Here is an 18,904-nt window from a genome sequence, read left to right on the forward strand (position 1 = left end):
TGTCTGATTTTGCCCAGGTTTACGGGTGTGAATCGGACAAGTGGAAGGGTTTTTGGTGATTTGGGATAACGTTGTGACGTAAATTGTTCTATCTCTCGGTTGACCGAGAAATGGGATCGAAGATAGGCGTAACGGGAAATGACACCTTTGCTTGTTCGGCCCGGTTCATGTGGAGGGAATTTGGTCCGGGGAATGCTCGTGATATGGGCTTCGTCATGCCTGATCGTATCCGGTGTGGTGGCGACGCCGACCTTTGCCCCGACGGAAGGGGATGCGATCGGACGCTTCAACGTGGTGGTGAGCTGCGCCACGTCCGGGGCCACGATCCACTACACGCTGACCGGCGCGGAGCCGACTGTGTACGACCGCAGCATCGCGTCGCAGGGAAGCATCCTCATCGACCGAAACATGACGCTGAAGGCAAAGGCCTTCAACGCAGGAGAGAGCAGCACGACCGCGAGCGGATTCTTCCGGGTGACCGGCGATATCTTCGCGGGGGGGACGTCCCTGATGGCGTTGAAGAACGACGGAAAACTCTTCGGATGGGGTCACCAGGATCATGGGCGCTTGTCGAACGGGTCTACCTCGACGACGGCGACGGCTACGCCGGGAGCAGCCAAGTCTTCGCTTTCGGGAAATCCTGCGATCGTCGATGCCCTGCAGGTTTCGGTGGGTCATCGCCACATGGTAATGGTGGATTCGTTCGGTAAGGTCTGGGCATCCGGCAACAATACCTTGGCGGAGTGCGGGAGGGCTACCGGTGGTGAATTCACCTATGCTGTTCAGGTCCGCATAAACACCTCCAATGCTCCTCTGATCGATTGCGAGTCGGTGGCGGCGGGGGTCGACTTCTCGGCGGCGGTGCAAACCAACGGCCAAGTCCGGAGCTGGGGAAGCCAGGTTTCGGGCCGCTTGGGTAACGGGGTTCACCACGCGTCGAACGTCCAGAGCGTCGCCAACCTGGTCTTGAAGCCTGGCTCCGTGGCTCTCACAGGGATCCAGCAAGTGGCCTTGGGCAAGGACTTCGGCATCGCGCGTCAGGATCACTCCGATGAAACCCCCGGCGGGACCGGGAAGGTGTGGGTGTGGGGCGAAAGCTCAACCGGCAGCTTGGCTCTGGGTTCCGTTTCGGACCAGCTTTTTGCCGCTGAGGCGAAAGCGAGCGCGACGACGGGAGACTTTCTAACAGACGCGCTGGAGGTGGATGCCGGCGAGACGCATGCCGTGGTGCTGCGGTCGAAGGCCAACACGCTGGATATGGACGGCACCGTGTGGACCATGGGGAGCCGGGCGAACGGTCGGATCGGCGACAACGGCTTGATGACCGGAAACCAGAACTACCCGGTGAAGGTGAGAGAGACCAACGGGACCGTTCTGAATGATATCATCCAGATCTCGGCTGGCGCCGCGCACACGCTTGCACTGGATAAAAACGGGAAGGTCTGGGCTTGGGGGAGGAACACGCAAGGCGAGCTGGGTGACAACTCCACGACCGACCGCGCGGGGGCCGTGCAGGTGAAGAAGGTGGGCAACGTGGATTTGACGAATATCGTCCGGATTTCCGCCGGTGGATACTTGGGAAGCGTGACTCCTACATTGGGCTTCAGCTCGGCGCTTGCCGAGGACGGCACCGTGTATGTGTGGGGCAATAACAAGACCGGCGTGCTGGGTAACGGGGTGGTCGCTGATGCCAACACGACGGTGGCGACTGCGTTGACCTCGTTCAAAACGCAGCCCGGCTTTCCGACGATCACGCTGGATGCGACGGTGGGCACGGCCAATGCGCCCGGCACGGCGACCCTGACCGCCACGGTGGCGGATCCAGACGGGATCCAGGACGTGAAATTCTACCTCAATGGCGTGCTTCAAACCACGACCGCACAGTGGAGCGCCACTGTCGGCTCCTTGGCGGAAGGTAACTACCACTGCTATGCGGTGGTGACGGATGCGACCGGCCTCGAGACCGTTTCTCTTCCGGACACCTTCAGCATCCTGCCCACGCTCGATAGCGATTCGGATGGCTTGGTGGACTCGTGGGAGATGGCCCACTTCGGGAATCTCTCGCAGAGTGGAAGCGGGGATCCCGACGGTGACAGCGTGAGCAATGCCGCGGAGGCCGCTGCCGGCACGGACCCGAGCGCGAATCCCGATGCGAACTCGGACGGGATTCCGGACCATTGGGTGACTTGGCAGCTGTCCCTGCCCGGAGGTGTTGCGGTCCTGGACCTCCCGGCCAGCGGGGATCCCGACGGCGATCTGCTCACCAACTTGAGGGAATTCCAGCTCGGCACGCGGCCGAGGCATCTGGACTCGGATGGTGACGGCGAGAGCGATTGGCAGGAGTTGGCCCAGCAGACGGATCCCAACAATGCTTCATCCAAGAGCTCTCCGTTGGAGGTCTCCGCCTATGAAGGAACTACGAATCTGGTAGTTCCCCAGACTTTGACCAATCCAATCACGGGTGCGGCTTACGACTTGTCCCTGCTCGGGGCTTCGCCCGCGGTCGAGCCGTATGAGATCCGGTCATCCAATCAGCCGGGCGGACCCGCTTACGAATGGATCGAGATCAGCGGGACCGGCGAGCGGATGACGGCGTTCGACTCGAACTCCTACGCGATGGTCACGAAGACGCTGCCCTTCGCGTTCCCGTTCTACGGCACGAACTACAACAACATCTACATTTCGGGCTGCGGCTTCCTGACCTTGACCGATCCCGGCGGTTCCAATCCGGGGTTTCCGGTGAACTTCCGGACCGAGTTCCCGAATCCGGCCGGCCACAAGCCATTGATTGCTCCCTACGAGCAGTTCCTTGAGCCCCATTTAGACGGTTCCGTCTACTATCAGGCGTTCAGCGACAAGGTGGTCGTCCAGTACGAGCAAGTGAGGCAGTATGGTGATTCCTTGGTCACGCTACAGGTGGTGCTGTATCCGGACAAAACGATCCGCTGCAACTACAAGAACATCCCCCTGGCTACCGGTGGGTTCTACGTGAACGGTTACTTGGTCGGGATTCAGAATGCCGCGGGTGACAAGGGCTTGGCTGCGTCCTGGTATCCCAATACCAGCCAGCAGGGGCTCTTGCTGCATTCCCTGGACCCGCTGACGATCCGCTTTGCGGCGCCGACGACGATGCCGGCGGATTGGGTCGAGGCATCCACGACCGCGGTTTCAGGAGATCCGCTGGGGTGGAGTCTTGAATTCACGCTCACCGGGCTCAGCCCCGGCTTGCAAGAAGCGCAGTTGGTGCTGAAGAGCCAGGCGGGGACCACCCTGTATACGCGTGCAGTGAAGCTCACGGTGCTTCCTCCAGGAGGCTCGGGAGACGATACGATGACCGGATCCGCGGCCAACGATACGATCAGCGGTAATGGTGGTGCCGACACGATCAGCGGTCTGGGCGGCAATGACACGCTGAATGGCGGTGCGGGGAGCGATACACTTTCCGGCGGTGCGGACAACGACACGCTCAACGGTGGCAACGACAACGATATGCTTACGGGTGATGCCGCGAGCGATATCCTCAATGGGGACGCCGGCAATGACACTTTGACCGGAGGTGCCGGCGACGACACTCTCGCAGGGGGGGCTGGCAAGGACGTCTACCACTACGATCTGGGTGACGGTCACGACACTTATACCGACATTGATGGAATCCATCAGGCCGACGACCTGACCGCCGATTATTCGGACCTGTATTTCGGTCCGGGGATCAATCCTGCCATGCTGCGGTCCTACTATCTTCCCGAAGATGTAACGCACCCAAGAGGGCGATTGAAGCTCGAGGTGATCCACTTCTCCGGAGGGAGCGTCACAATCAGCGATTGGAACGTGAGATCCGGCTCAACCAACGTCTATGTCAGCAAGCGTTGGCGCTTTCATTTCGCCGATACCACGGTTTGGAGCGGGACTCTTTTCTGGAATCTCAACCTTTCCACTCCTTTCCAAGGGTTCACCGGAGGTGTGGGCAATGACATCCTGATGGGCAGCGCCGCGACTGAAGAGTTCCGCGGGCTGGGAGGAAACGACCTCATGCAGGGCGGCGACGGATGGGATACCTACTACTACGAGTGGGGTGGGGGTGACGACATTATCCAGGACACGCCGGTCACGATGCAGACCAGTTCCCTGTATATTCACGGGGCGGCTCTCCACGACAAGCTAAGCTACCATTTTGTCGCCCCGGACCATCTCAGGATCGACATCGCGCATCCCTCGGACCCAGCGAAGAACGGGAGCGTGCTGCTCCGCGAGTGGTATCGCTCGACTCCGTTCCGGGTGAAGGAGAACTGGCGTGTTTATGCCCAAGACGGATCGGGCGGCTGGACGAATCTCTCCACCTTCATGCACCGCATGGGCACTGACGGGCCGGACAACATGCTTCTGGTCTACAATCATACCGGCCATGGCAGCACCTTCGATGCCGGGGCTGGAAACGACATCCTCCATGGCACTTCGTGGAATGAGAGCCTCCTCGGTGCAGAGGGTGATGACGTGATCTATGCCCAGAGCGGGAACGACACCGTGAGCGGCGGAACCGGGAGCGACACGCTTTCCGGAGGCGGCGGCGATGATGCTTTGGACGGCGGCGAAGGCGATGACACCCTGTGGGGCGAAGTTGGCGTCGACCACCTCGACGGTGGTGATGGAGCTGACATTCTTGATGGCGGATCGGACGCGGATGTCCTCAATGGTGGAACCGGCGACGATTTGCTCCGCGGCAGCTACGGTTCGGATGTTTATGAATGGGACCTCGGAGACGGCAATGATATCGTCACCGACGAGCCGGGCGATTCCTCCGCCGGGTTGATAAACCGGCTTGTTTTCGGCATCGGGATTCAACCGTCGGACGTCGAGCTGCAGGTCGTGGATACCTCGCTGAAGTTGGTCGTGAAGAATGTGTTAGGGGTTCCCGTGGGTTCCGTGACCATCGCGAACTGGTATGGGGGAGCAAGCGGCGGTGGTCATCACTCGGCCAGCTGGCGTATCGAGTACGCCGATCATGCGGGGGATTGGTGGGCAGGTAAGGATCGACCCACCACCGGGCCGGACTTCTTGTCGGGGTCGAGTGGCTCCGATGAGATCGCCGGCGGCTTGGGCAACGACATCCTCCAAGGACAGGGCGGCGATGACATTCTGAATGGCAATGACGGGGATGATTCTCTGAATGGGGGCGATGGCGTGGACGCCTTGTCAGGCGGAAGCGGTGCGGATTCCTTGGAGGGTGGTGACGGCGCGGACTCGCTTACCGCCGGGATGGGTTCCGACTACGTCCGCGGGGGTAAAGGTTCGGATCACTACTACTGGGCTGTTGGCGACGGGAATGACACTTACGAGGAGCTTGCTCAGAACCCGGGTGACGTGAACGTCATTCACTTCAGCGGTGAAGTCGCTCCCGGGACAGGGATCGACCGGTTGTTCGTAAGGGTTTCACCCCGAGGTTTTGACGACGCCGCTTTCACCGTTCTGGCGTCAAGCGGCGAGGTGCTCGCCGAGATCACGGTGCGGAATTGGTCCGCTTCGCAAGGCAATTGGAAGGTGCAGTTCCCCGGTGATCCGGAGCCGATCGACTGGGCGCTATTGTCCCTGCTGGGCACGACCGCGGCCGACACGCTCACGGGAAGCTCCTATGCCGACGAGATTCTGGGGCTTGCCGGGGACGACGTCCTCGCAGGCGCAGGCGGTGCCGACACCATTGACGGCGGCGAAGGTGAAGACGACATCAGCGGCGGAAGCGGGGCGGACCTCTTGAGAGGAAGCCAGGGCAACGACGAGCTGCATGGAGGCGAAGGAGACGACCGGCTTGAGGGCGGTGAAGGTCAAGACCTGCTGGAAGGGGATCAAGGAGCCGACATTCTGATTGGGGGTCTTGGCGACGATACCCTCGATGGCGGTCAGGGCGAAGACAGCTACCTTTGGTTGGCCGGGGATGGACACGACACCATCCACGACATCTATGGCAATGGCATCGGGTCGTCGGGGCTGAACCGGCTTGTCTTCGGACAGGAGGTTACCCCCGCCACGGTCAGGATGGTTCCGGTGGGCGCGGATCTCCGCTTTGAGGTTCTGGATGCAGATTTGCAGGTCGTCGGTTCGGTTTCGATCAAGGATTGGTACGCTCCCTTCCTGAGCGGGCTCGATTGGTCGATCGAATTCGCGACCGGCGATGTTTGGCTGAAAAGCACGCTGGCGACTCCGGGAGATGACGTGCTCTCGGGCGGGAACGCCGATGATCATATCCGCGGCGGGATCGGCAACGACACTCTCACCGGAGGCGCCGGCGCGGATCTTATCGATGGGGGCCCGGGTAATGATGTCCTTACCGGGGGCACGGGTCGCGACACCTATGTCTATTTGCCAGGCGACGGCAATGATGTGATCCACCCGAACTCGGCCACGACCGGAGAAAAGGATCTGATCGATCTCACGGCTTTCTCGCGTGAGGATGTTTCTCTCATTCTCACGACCCAAACCTTCGGTGTCGATGTTCTGATCACCATTACGGCAACCGGGGAAACCCTGGAGATCAAGAACGCTCAGTTCGTGATCATCGAGTTTGATGATGCAGCGGTAGAGTTGGATCAAACGGGCACGGATATCCGTCAGGCGGGATCCATAGCCGTGGCTCCCGGATGGCACGATACGGACAGCGATGGGTTTCCGGATGACATGGAGGGCGAGTTGGCGGGATTCAATTCCGCGCTCGCCGACCCTGCGGACAACGCCAGCTTCCCTGCCGACGATGCCATTGCCGACGCTTCGATCACCACGCCTTCGGGAAACCGTTTCCCAACGATTTCCGCCGCATTGGCCGCGGCCGAGGCGGGTCGTGCTGGCAGACCTTACGTCGTGATCAAGGTTGAGCCCGGAATCTATGCGGAGAGCCTGGACCTTGATATCACCGGAGTGTTTTTGCGTGGGCCCGGGAGCGCAGGGAGGGCGACTATAACCAGAGGCAATCTGACCCGGCCTGTTTCGATCAAAGGCCGGAAGCTGATTTTCGACGGACTTTGCTGGGGCAGCAAGGAGCAACCCTTGGGGTTGAAGATTGGCGCTACGGACATCTCGGACGGAATCAGGTTCACCAACTCCCTGTTCGCGGACCGTCTGATCCAGGTCTCTTCCATCAATCCGCTCTCGATCGAGATTGAAGCTGGAGATGTCGCCTTCGTTCATTGCTCCTTCCTCGAGCTTTCCGAGATCAAGGTCTCGGCGGATGCAAGCGCGAGGGCCGTCAACTCGCTCTTCAAGTTGAACTCCCGCTCCACTTGGGCGGGAAGCGAGCGCTTGCGTTCCTTCTCTTGTCTTCCCAGTCCTTTGCAGGCCGACCCCACGCCTCCGGATCTAGCCTTCCGGAGCGATGGACTTCTGAAAGGTTACCCTGCGGCCTCGTGCCCGCCGCTCAATCTCGTGCCTGGCAGTGGTATCTTGAACGGATGGCGCGACCTCGACGGCGATCTACGCGACATCACTCCCGATATAGGTTGTGACGAATACATCGATGTGGAGGGTGGTGCCGACCACCTGCAGGATTCATGGGAAAGACGCTGGTTCGGAAACACCGCCGCCCAGAACGCCGCCGGGGATCCCGACAGCGACGGCAGGAGCAATCTTCAGGAGTACAATGCAGAGACCAATCCCCTGACGCCTCCCGGCTCCGGAGGCGGTCTTGCGACCGTGGATCTATCGTCCGTCGACAGCTACAGCCAAGGCAACTTGCTCGGCGCGGCACCGATGCCTGCTTCCGGCTCATCGGATTGGCTCCTGACCGAAGCGGACGGGATCACGCTCGCAGGAAGACAAGGCTTCCTCGAATACAAGGCAGTCTTGCAGGATACCACGGTAGCGGCCCTGCTCGTGGATATCTCCTTCGCAGCGATCCAAGGCTTGGGGACAGGCCAGGGTGCTGTAAGGATCTTCCTCGATGGGGAGTTTGTCACCGAATTGCAGAATACCTCCGGCGAACTCCTGATCCCGCTTTACCTGCTCTCCGCCGGGGAACACACGATCCGCCTGGAGCTGATCAATTCGCACCGGAGCTACCGGCCTGTCATCCATTCCATTGCACTCCGGGCACTGGACGCCCAATACGATTCCGCGGCGTTTCGTGAGCTCTTGATCGAGTCCTCCAATCCCGTGACCGTATTGCCGCAAGACTCCTTCGTGAGCCCGGCTTTCATCGAGGGCTTGGCCCTGCATCGCTCGTCCCTGAGACTGAATCTTGCGGGAGGAAGCGGGGTCGAGGTGAATGACGGACCCGACAACCTGTGGTATGCAAACGTCCCCTTGGAGGATTCGGCGTCGAACACCAGCATCACCCTTTCGCGCGAAAACGGTGAGCTCGTGAGCCAGCACTCGATCTCATGGAAACCGGTGGTGCTTGGCGAGGTGTCCGAACTCACGATCCGGAAGGGAGATTCGCTGCGGCTGAAGATCAGCGGAAGCGGTATTCCGGCAGCGAGCCAAGTGGACTACATCGGCAATTCCAATCTCTTGGGATCAGGCGTTCTGGAGACTCCGCTCGCTCACGAGTTCGCTGAAGCCGGAACCTTCCTGATCACCGCCAGTGTCGGGGGAAATCCGGTTGCCGGAGCAAGCCTTACGCTAACCGTGGTTGAAGCCAACTTCGGCGAGCCGCTGCTCGCGGCGAAGGGCGCCGGGATCCAGTGGAATCTGCCTAACGTGCCGACTTCGCTCGAACTGCAGGCCGACTCTTCCCTCTGGGCCTACGACAGGGTGGCATCCTACCTCTCGATGCAGCCGCGATCGATCGGGACTCATGCCGTCGTCGCTCGCATCGGCAGCGGCGGGCCAATCGTAGCGAAGGGGAAGGTGAACGTGATCAATGTCACCGGCACCGGCGCGAATGGAGGAGGGCGTGTCATCATCACTCTCCCCGATGGCCGGAAGATCGTGAACATGACCTACACGGTCAATGGTCCCATTCCGCCGAACCTTCTTGTCCGGGTGCAGCTTTACGCTGGCGGCACCACCTTCCTCGACGGTTCGACCGTCGCATGGCTCAGCGCCGAGGATTTCGACGAGTTCGGGGTGGCCAATCTCGAGGTCGTGATCGGTTCCGGCGGGGCCATCTGCCAAGGCGTGGGACTCTACCTGGGCGAATGATGTCAACTTACCTGAAAATAGACATCCTCCCGGTGGGGCGGCGCGTTTTGTTCTTGGCGACCTGCCTAGGCCTTCTCGCTGGCTGCAAGCGTGCCCACAATTCTTCGGCGACGCCGGCAGCGGAACCTGCAGCTTTCGGGACGCCTGAGAAAGATTTGCCCGAAACGTGCGAGGGGATTCTCGAGAAGCTCCAATCAGGCAGTCCGGAAATTCCTCCGCAGGGCGTGGAGGAAGCATTGGCATATCTTCAGAAGCCCGCTCCTGCAGCAAGCGGGGAGGAATCCTCGGCCGAGTATTTCAATCTGGTGATCGGACTCCTGCTCGCGCAACCGGCAGCGGTGGAACGCCTGTCCGGAACGCTTCTCGCCGTCGCAGACGACCCTGCGGTTTCTCCAATTCTGCAGGACTATGCCTTACAGCACTTTTTCCACGCTTGGGCACGCGATCCCAATCTTCAGGGCAAAAGCGAGATGGAGTCGCGGTTGAAGCGGGAGATCGATGATGGGAAGGGACCCTTGTGCGGAACCGCATTGCTTACCGCCTGCAGGATGTTCGAAGCGGAGATGCCAATTACCGGTCCGAGGGGTCAGAGAGTCAGACCCTTGGGCTCATCTCCCGGCATTGTTCCTGCCTCCCGTACCGTGGCTTACCGGAGGGACGATTTCATCCACTCCGCTCTCCGGATCTCCAGCGACCGGTCCGGCTTGCCAGCGGTTCGAACCAGCGCCTTCAACGTTCTACTGAGATTGGGGGTTCGCACATCTCTCGCTCCCGCCCGCTCCGTAGCCTCTGATATTTCAGAGCCCGAGCTTGTCCGTTGTGCCGCGGTAGCCGTGCTCGGCAGTTTGGGCGAACCCGCGGGTGACCGTAAGCTGCTTGAATCCATTCCGCTGGAACCGGCGCTCGTGAGGACGGCTGCCGAACTCGCCCTCTCCCGTCTTGCCGATTCTTCGTCCCGCCCTTGACCCAATCTTTCCTGCAACCGCATCCATGATTCTTCGCCGCCTGATCTCACTCCCGGCCGTATCCTTTTGGATCGCACTTCTGCTGTGTTTCCCCGCTGAGGGACAGACCGGTTTCCCGGGTGGAGGCAACAGCAACCCGTCTACCGCAAACGGCCCTCCGACGCACCCGGACGACGACAAGCCCTCGACTGACGATGAAGGCGGGAGCGGAGACCAGCCGCCGGGCCCTATCGATCTGGAAGCGGAACTCGAGAAGAGCTGCGAAGAACTGCTCCGTGACCTTGAGGACAAGTACGGGGATGGCACCGGCAACCCAGGCAGCGTGGACCTTACTTTCAAGTTGGCGGCCTGCCCCCTGGAGAAGTCCGTCTCAGCCGGAGCCCTGAGGCTCTATTTCGACGAACCTGCCGAAAACATGGGGGATCCGGTCCACCTGCAGTATCACTCGGTGGCAGGAGCCGAGATCTCCAGCCAGGAAGTCACCGGGCTGCCCTCGGGGGTCGCGCGGCGTTACACGATCAAGCAGGCATCGGGCAAGCCCTTGAGCTTTGAACTCAAGACCGGCCAGAGCGTGATGAAGCCCTACGGGAGCGGTTCCGCCAGTGCCGCCCGGGTTGAACTACGGACCTCCACCGGAATCACCACCGACCCGGCGAATGCCACGATCATCCGCCAGTATCGGACAGCCGGTGGCTACATGGACTTCAATGCTTCCACGGGCAAGATCCAGGCATGGGCGGGACCTACAGGCAGAGCCCTCAACCTCACCAACTCCCCCGAGCAAGGTGCGAATGTTGCGGGTCTGGAAGTCATCCGCGAGGGCGCGGCGATCCGTCAGGTCAGGTCGGCCGCCGGACTTCTCGATATCGTTCCGGATGCCTCGGGCCGTGGTTACAGCGTCATCACTTACCTTCCTTCGGAAGTGCTGGCGAAGGCCGGTAACCGCTATCCGCTGGTTTCCGACGCGAAGCCCAAACAAACGATCCATGTCACTCACCCTGTCGGAAGGCAGCGGTTGCTCGCCACCTATACCGATCACTCGCCGGATGGCATGGCCGATCAGGTGAAGGTCTTGACCTTTGACTACCTCGATCCGCTGGACGGCGGGCACGAATGGAAATTGTCCTCCGAGTCCGAAGGACTGTCGGTATCCAGCACCCGTCGTGTGCTGCCCGATCATGATAAATCGGGGATGCGGCGCGTGATCCGCGAGAGGAAGGATGGGACCGGGAAACTTCTGGTCCGGACCGAGACCCTCCAGCAATACGAGCAATCATGGGATGGCTGGACTGATATTTCGGAGATCGAGATCCCCGAGGGAGATTCTTCCGCCAAACTCGTCCGAAACTTCCGTTACGGCACCACCCCGGGGGAGAACGACTTTCGTAAGGTCAACTGGCAGAAGACCGGCAGCGGTCTCACCTACACCTTCCAGTATGATTCAGAAGGCCGGATGACCCGCCGGATGCGCCCTTGGCTGGATGGAGGCAATGGTCTCTTCCTGATCGAGAGCTACGCCTACGCGCCCCACGGGCCCGGTGAAACCGTGCTGCCGGGCGATGAACGCCCTCGCACTACCACCGTCGAAGTTGGAGCCCCGGGGTCGGGTTCGAACACCATTCTCACCCGGACCTTCTTTGCTGCCTATAATGACGCTTCAAATGGCAATCGCCACACGGTCGTCAAGGAAGATGCCGCAACTCCTTCGAGCGGATATGGCAACCCCGCGAACCGGCGGGTCGTGGAAGTCTTCAATGCCGCGGGAGCAGGAGTGGAAGCCGGGCGTCTCCGTGAGGTGATTGCCGCAGCGGGCGTCCGTTCCTTATACGAATACACTGCCGGCCCATCCCAAGGATTGATCGAGACCTTGACCTCGCCTTTGAATGCAATTGGCGAGGCCAAGAAGGGTATCACTCGGAAGGTCGTCACTGAGAAGGATGCGGCCGGGCGCACCCTGAGAATCCGCCGGTCGGTCTACAACGGGTCCGGGTACGTCGATGTCGAGGAGGATATCCGGGTTCACGCCCGCCAGGGACAGCTACTGCACGTCACACGCACTGACCTGGTCAGCGGCAGACAACGTCTAGTTGAAAGCTTCCAGTGGAAGGGGGAGCGCGTGATCGCCACCACCGACGAATCGGGCAAGACCACGAGACAGGCCTATGATGGCCATGGTCGCCAAACCTTGATTGCCACCAGTGACATCCCGGAGGTCGCATCACCGCTCGGCGGACTGAGCTACCCCGCCCGCAACGGGGTCTCCAGCGTCACCACCGGTTCCATCGCAGGAAGCCTGCACAGCATCACCTGGGGCGACTTCACGATCACGACCAGCGCGGGAGGGCTCAGCACGCAGCGCTCCATCAAGAACGATGCCCGCGGCCGGTTGACCCAGGAAACCGATTCCGATGGCTATGTCTCGAAGGTCCACTACTCCGCCGACAACCTAAGGCGGACCGTGACCCGCAAGGACCTCTCGACCGAACGCACGGTGGACTACCTTGATGGACAGCTCAAGGAGCGCAGCGGCACCGGGGCCGTCGCCGTTTTCTACAGCTATGCGCCGCGGACTGGAGGAGGGCTGATCACCACCACCCGCTTCGGCCGCGCCGATAGCCCGCGCTACCGGAAGGTGGAAACCGACATGTTGAACCGCACGGTGGCGGTCACCACCCCCGCGTATACGGGAACCTTGGTACGAACCATCGAGTATCTACCCGGCACTGATCTGCCGGTGCGGGAGGCCGCGTCGGCCCCTGATGTTCCGGTGAAGCTCCTCGCTTACGACAGCTTCGCCACGCCGGTGCGGCAGGGGCAGACCGTGCGTGGCGGCGCCACCACCTTGGATATTTCGTCAGCCGATCGCGTCCAAGACGTTGAAACCGACCTGATCTCCGATGCCGGGGGCCTTTGGCATGTCGGGCGGCAGTTCATCTACCCCCACGCGGGGGCGAATGCCAGCCAACGGCATCTGGTGATGGAAGTGCGGAAAAAGCTGGCCGGCTTCGAGACGAACGAGGTTTCGAGAAGCTATTCGGTCGATGCCTTCGGCAACTGGAGCCAACGGGTTACCGAGGAGATCCCTTCAAGCCGTCTGCGAATCGAACGCTCGACCTCTAACGCCTACGCGGGTGAAGGCGTCACCGTGGTTCATGGCGGTCTGCTAGTGGAACAGCGCCGCCCGGGTGACAGCGCCTCGACCATCACCAGTCACGATGGGCTCGGGCGTGTGGTCGGGGTCAAGGAACCGCGTCATGCCAATGCCAGCTCTTTCGCCTACGCCATCGGGAGTTCTCGCCCTGTGAGCCAAACCGATGCCAGCGGCGTGGTCACCAGCTTCAGTTATTATCCCCAAGGGGTCGCGGGTGCAGGGAGAATCGCGGCAACCACCTTCCCCGATACCACCGTCCGCCGGACTGCCTATGACCTTCACGGGAACGTGACGAAAGAGTGGGGGAGCGCGACTGCGGCCCTGTCCTACCAATACAACCTCTACGACGAGTTGGTCGGAAGTCTCACCTACCGGCAAGCGACTCCCGTTGATAGCGCCTCCTGGCCCTTGGAGCCCGGACCTGCGGACTCCACCGAGTGGATCAGGCAGGAGAGCACCGGCCTGCTGGAACAGAAACAGGATGCCGATGGAAAAGGTGCCACGCTGGTTTACGACCAAGCGGGCCGCATCGCGACCCGGACCTCCGCGCGCGGCATTGTGACCACTTATGGCTACGACGCCTGGGGCCAGCAGAATCTCATTGATTACGGCGACGCCACCCCGGACGCGGCGATGAGCTACGACCGCATGGGCCGGAATACCCTGCAAGACAACGGAATCGCCTCGACCGCCATCGAATACTCCCCGGTCAATCTCCTGCCTATCGCGGAAACCATCAGTTACGATCTCAATCAGGACGATGTGCCCGAATTGTCCCGTCGGATCGACCGTGGCTACGATGCCTTCCTGCGGCCGCAGGGTATCACGCTCTCGAACGATGGTAGCGCCGAGAGCGGCACCGTTTATGGCTATGACGCCGTAGGCAGGCTTTCTTCCGTGAATGGTGGGGGCCTGGGAACCTTTGCCTACAACTACACCCCCAATTCCTCCCTGCCATCGAGTGTCAGCGGCCCTGTCCACGCGGGTTCCAGCACTTGGGAGCCCAATCGCGACCTACTGGACGTGAAAGAGAACAAGGTGGGTAGCACGGTGGTTTCCCGCTTCGACTACACCACCAACGGCATGCAGCGCCGCTCGGCGGTAAGCACGAGCGGCACCGCCTTCACATCCGCACGTGAGATCGGCTGGACCTACGATTCACTGGGCCAAGTCATCGCGGCGGATTCCAGTGTTTCGGGGCAAGACCGGGCCTATGGCTACGACGCCGCGGGCAACCGGCTGAAATCGGCAGATAGCCTGACGCTTCCCGGTTCGCCTAACTATGCAGTCAATCATCTCAACCAGTACACCTCGATCGGTCCTGTCTCACCGGTCTACGATCTGGATGGCAATGCGACCTCCTACCCGCTCCCTGCCTCGCCTCTCGCCAACAGCACCTTGGCTTGGGATGCAGAGAACCGGTTGAAGTCCACGACCGTTGGAGGAACTCCGGTCACTTATTACTATGACACGACCGGACGCCGGATTGCAAAGGTCAGTGGAGGCACCACGACCTTTTACCTGTATGACGGCTGGAACTGCATCGCCGAATACCAGAAGACCGGCGGCGACCTCCCGGTGCTCAAGCGCGCGGCGCTCTGGGGCACGGGCTCCGGCGGGGTGGAGGGCCTTCTCTCTCTCTGGATCGAGGGCTCGATCTACTATCCGCTCTACGACGGCGCAGGCAATGTCACCCAATACCTGAACGCCTCCGGGTCGGTCGCCGCGCATTTCGAATACGACCCCTTCGGGAGGGCCACCGTCGATACCGATACCGCCGAGCTCTTTAACATCCGCTTTAGCACGAAGCAGATCGATACCCTCACGGGGCTCTACTACTATGGGTATCGTCATTACGACCCGATTACCGGCCGCTGGCTCTCGCGGGATCCCCTGGGGGAAGCCGGGGGACTGAACCTCTACGGCTTCGTCTTCAACAACGCCATCAACCTCGTCGATCCTCTGGGACTCGAAGGAGACGAATACTTCGGCGAATCCTTCATCATGACCTTGCAGTATGCCCTGCCTGCATTCGGTCGCGACCTGAAGAACATAGGCAGCCAGATCGTGGAAGGCGTTGGTGCGGTCGGTGGAGTTATCGGCAATGAGATCGCCTTGATCCAAGGAGCGATCCAAGACCCCTACTTGGCCGAAGAATACAAGAAGACATGGCAAAACCGCGGCGACACTGCCGCTGCGATCGCCGGCTTGATCCTCGAAGCGACCCACGATCCGTTCGTCCGCAGGCTGATCTGGTGCAACCTGTCCGAAGACATCAAACAGCGCTACAGTGGCGAGGAAGGCTTCCTGCAGGCTCTCATCGACGGCCAGGTCGCTGCGATTCAGGCGATCACCGGAGCAGGCCTGGCGAAAGGCTGGGATGCACTGGCGAAATCCGCGAAGCTCGCAAAACTGGCGAAGCTCGCGAAGGTGGATCTTCCTGATCTTCCGACAGGAAAACTTCCCAATCTTCCGGACGGTGACCTCCCTGAGGGCTTTCCGGGATCCTGCTTTGTTGCCGGAACCCCGATCCAAACCGAAGAGGGCGGCAAACCGATCGAATCCCTCCGGGTCGGGGATCGTGTTCTCACGACCGATGGCAGTTCCTCGACGTCCATCGAGCCCGCCAACTGGCGCAAGATCCGCCTCAGGATGCCCAATCCGGAGGCTCCTGCCGATATTCTGGAGATCGAACTCCTTCGCACGATCCAGTGGATCGCAGCGACGGGATGCGAGCCAGGAACCCGGATGTGGTTCGTGCTTGAGGAAATGGGCCTGCGGGGATGGGCGGAGGTCATAGGCATTGATGCCTGTCCGGTCATTGAAGCGGGGCGCGGGCGGGTCGTTCTTGCCACGGTGACCCACGAGAACACCTTCGTCATCGAGCTGCGGCTGCGGGGCCAGGAACAGCCGCTCCTCCCCACCGACCGCCACCGCTTGTTCTCCGTCACGAGGAACGACTGGATACCAGCAGCTCACTTGCAGCCCGGCGAGGAACTCCAGACGATGGAAGGTACCGTCCTCGTCGAGAAGGTGAAGCCGTGGCCCGGAGTCCACCGCGTGTTCAACCTTGAGGTTGAGACCGAGCACAGCTACTTCGCTGGCGAGGCGAAGGTTCTCAGTCACAATAACAATCCATGTGCCGCAAACAGAACACCAGACCTAAAAACTGGAGTGGGATACGACGCTGGGGATGTTCCTGTGCGGGTTGAAGGACCTTGGTCGATCAATGATATGAAGCAAGGGCTGCTCGGACATCCGCCACGAGGTCTTGGATCTCCGGACATTCATCACGGGGGCCAGATGCCCGGTGGGGCAAAGCATGAAATCATTGCCAACCAACACAGAAACAACTCAGAACTACATCCGAATCCCAATCAGGGGGTAACTAAAGAAATGCGGCAATCTGATCGCCAATTACATTGGTGGTATCGCGCCCGTGAACAGGGTGCCGATCAAGCACTGCCTGATTGGATTTACGACTGATATGACTTTAGAACAATTTCAACAACGACATCGAACTGGAGTGGTGGAAAAGCCGAAATTATTCGCTCTCATCCCAGCGGACCCGCCAGCCTCTATCCAGCAGATTGCTGAGACGGAGAGTCAGCTCGGCGTTCAACTGCCCGCCAAGTATCAGCAGTTCTTGTCTGCATTTGGAGGTGGCAGCTTCGGATTGATAAACATTTTTTCCGCTTGTTCGGACAGTGATTTTTACCTTCCGATGCGGCGTGAGGAGTCCCGGAACTATCTTCCTGACGATCTAGTTCCATTTTCTGATGATGGAGCTGGAGGACTTTATGTCATGAAGGTGAGTGGGCAGGCTTTAGGAGATGCCGTGTTTTATTGGAATCAGGATGGCGGCTTGGACACCACTGAGTTCGAAGACATTTTGGAGTTCATCGCTCGATACGCATACGCTGCAGCTTGATGCCGTGTTGAGCGGTCAACCCGCGCATTTTGGGAGTGGAAGCCTGTCCCCTAACGTGGCTAGGCTTGAAACTGCCGAAGGCTTCGCGCGGAGGTGGCGCAGCGATCGCGCGGCGGACAACGGGCGGTCGATGGATGAGGCGGAAGACGTGCAGCGGCCGGGCAGGCGCACGGGCATCGGCCCGTGAAAAGATCGTTAGCATGCAGCACCGGTGCGTGGCATCTGAGGCAGCGGGCCGTGGGGAAGCGCGTTCGGGTGGCCGGATCGGTGCGGGGTGTCCGCCGTGGCTCCGCGGTGCCCTCTGCGGGCGCTGGAGGCGTCAAGCGCTGTCCTGGTCGGTCGTCGCTTTCGCGCTCGTGCCTCGCTTGTGCAGCTTCCTTCCTCCTGCGGGATCTGTTACGGGCCCGGCTGACATCGCACTCTGCGGCCTGAGCGATCGTAGCGAGGCGCAGGTGTTACGACGCCGGTGGTCGTGCGGGCGTGGATTTTCTGAGGCATGGCCAAGGCCTTTAGGCTGAGGGAGGCCATTTTACGACGGAAGGGCCGGGTCGTGCAGTGCGCGGGCTACAGCGGCGAGGAAGGCTTCCTGCAGGCTCTCATCGACGGACAGGTCGCTGCGATTCAGGCGATCTCCGGCGCAGGCTTGGCGAAAGGCTGGGATGCACTGGCGAAATCCGCGAAGCTCGCAAAACTGGCGAAGCTCGCGAAGGTGGATCTTCCTGATCTTCCGACAGGAAAACTTCCCAATCTTCCGGACGGTGACCTCCCTGAGGGCTTTCCGGGATCCTGCTTTGTTGCCGGAACCCCGATCCAAACCGAAGAGGGCGGCAAACCGATCGAATCCCTCTGGGTCGGGGATCGTGTTCTCACGACCGATGGCAGTTCCTCGACGTCCATCGAGCCCGCCAACTGGCGCAAGATCCGCCTCAGGATGCCCAATCCGGAGGCTCCTGCCGATATTCTGGAGATCGAACTCCTTCGCACGATCCAGTGGATCGCAGCGACGGGATGCGAGCCAGGAACCCGGATGTGGTTCGTGCTTGAGGAAATGGGCCTGCGGGGATGGGCGGAGGTCATAGGCATTGATGCCTGTCCGGTCATTGAAGCGGGGCGCGGGCGGGTCGTTCTTGCCACGGTGACCCACGAGAACACCTTCGTCATCGAGCTGCGGCTGCGGGGCCAGGAACAGCCGCTCCTCCCTTACCGACCGCCACCGCTTGTTCTCCGTCACGCGGAACGACTGGATCCCAGCAGCTCACTTGCAGCCCGGCGAGGAACTCCAGACCATGGAAGGTACCGTTCTCGTCGAGAAAGTTGAGCCGTGGCCCGGAGTCCACCGCGTGTTTAATCTTGAGGTTGAGACCGAGCACAGCTACTTCGCTGGCGAGGCGAAGGTCCTTAGCCATAACAACAATCCATGTGCCGCAGAGTGGACACCGCAGTTTCCGCAGGGATCGTTTTCAATCACAGAGCACGGTTGGCAGGGATACCCCGACGGTGTTCCAAAGCCCGCAGGACCACTCCGTTTGATTGAGGGAGCAGAATACAGTGCAGCCCGCTCGGCAGCCAACTCGGCCAACAACCAGATTCGAGTTCAACAAGGTCTCAGAAGCTGTCTGAAAAATGGTCAGGCGTCGATTCTTGCGAGCATGCGCTTGGTCATGGAGAGATAGATCAGCGCTTCCGAATGTTCGATCCTTACCTCGTGGTCGCGGATCAAACGACGGGATTGGA

The 18,904-nt window shown here is 60.7% G+C and carries 5 protein-coding genes; all 5 read left to right on the forward strand.

The features are described from left to right. Positions 1-192 precede the first annotated feature (192 nt). The 5 genes from OJ996_RS25490 to OJ996_RS25510 all read left to right on the forward strand — a co-directional run bounded on the left by OJ996_RS25490 (position 193) and on the right by OJ996_RS25510 (position 18,488). Positions 193-9,123 carry an RCC1 domain-containing protein gene (locus OJ996_RS25490; RefSeq protein ID WP_264516588.1) on the forward strand — a complete coding sequence of 2,977 codons (8,931 nt, stop codon included), beginning with the start codon at positions 193-195 and terminating at the stop codon, positions 9,121-9,123. A gap of 990 nt (positions 9,124-10,113) precedes the next feature. Then, complete coding sequence (locus tag OJ996_RS25495) at positions 10,114-16,725, forward strand: RHS repeat-associated core domain-containing protein (protein ID WP_264516589.1); 6,612 nt, start codon at positions 10,114-10,116, stop codon at positions 16,723-16,725. Next, positions 16,688-17,170 carry an SMI1/KNR4 family protein gene (locus OJ996_RS25500; protein ID WP_264516590.1) on the forward strand — a complete coding sequence of 161 codons (483 nt, stop codon included), beginning with the start codon at positions 16,688-16,690 and terminating at the stop codon, positions 17,168-17,170. The genes OJ996_RS25495 and OJ996_RS25500 overlap by 38 nt, the downstream gene beginning before the upstream one ends. A gap of 55 nt (positions 17,171-17,225) precedes the next feature. After that, positions 17,226-17,357 carry a hypothetical protein gene (locus OJ996_RS25505; protein WP_264516591.1) on the forward strand — a complete coding sequence of 44 codons (132 nt, stop codon included), beginning with the start codon at positions 17,226-17,228 and terminating at the stop codon, positions 17,355-17,357. A 309-nt stretch (positions 17,358-17,666) separates the two neighbouring features. Further along, entirely contained in the window at positions 17,667-18,488 is an 822-nt protein-coding gene (locus OJ996_RS25510; protein WP_264516592.1) for a Hint domain-containing protein, read from the forward strand. The last annotated feature ends 416 nt before the right edge of the window (positions 18,489-18,904 follow it).

Origin of the sequence: Luteolibacter rhizosphaerae, assembly GCF_025950095.1 — a bacterium.
In the GTDB taxonomy this organism is placed as follows: Bacteria; Verrucomicrobiota; Verrucomicrobiia; order Verrucomicrobiales; family Akkermansiaceae; genus Haloferula; species Haloferula rhizosphaerae.

What these genes read in the sequence shown, in the direction of transcription:
- OJ996_RS25510 (WP_264516592.1), top strand. Translation starts at nt 17,667, where the DNA reads ATGGCCAAGGCCTTTAGGCTGAGGGAGGCCATTTTACGACGGAAGGGC.
- OJ996_RS25490 (WP_264516588.1), top strand. Translation starts at nt 193, where the DNA reads ATGCTCGTGATATGGGCTTCGTCATGCCTGATCGTATCCGGTGTGGTG.
- OJ996_RS25495 (WP_264516589.1), top strand. Translation starts at nt 10,114, where the DNA reads ATGATTCTTCGCCGCCTGATCTCACTCCCGGCCGTATCCTTTTGGATC.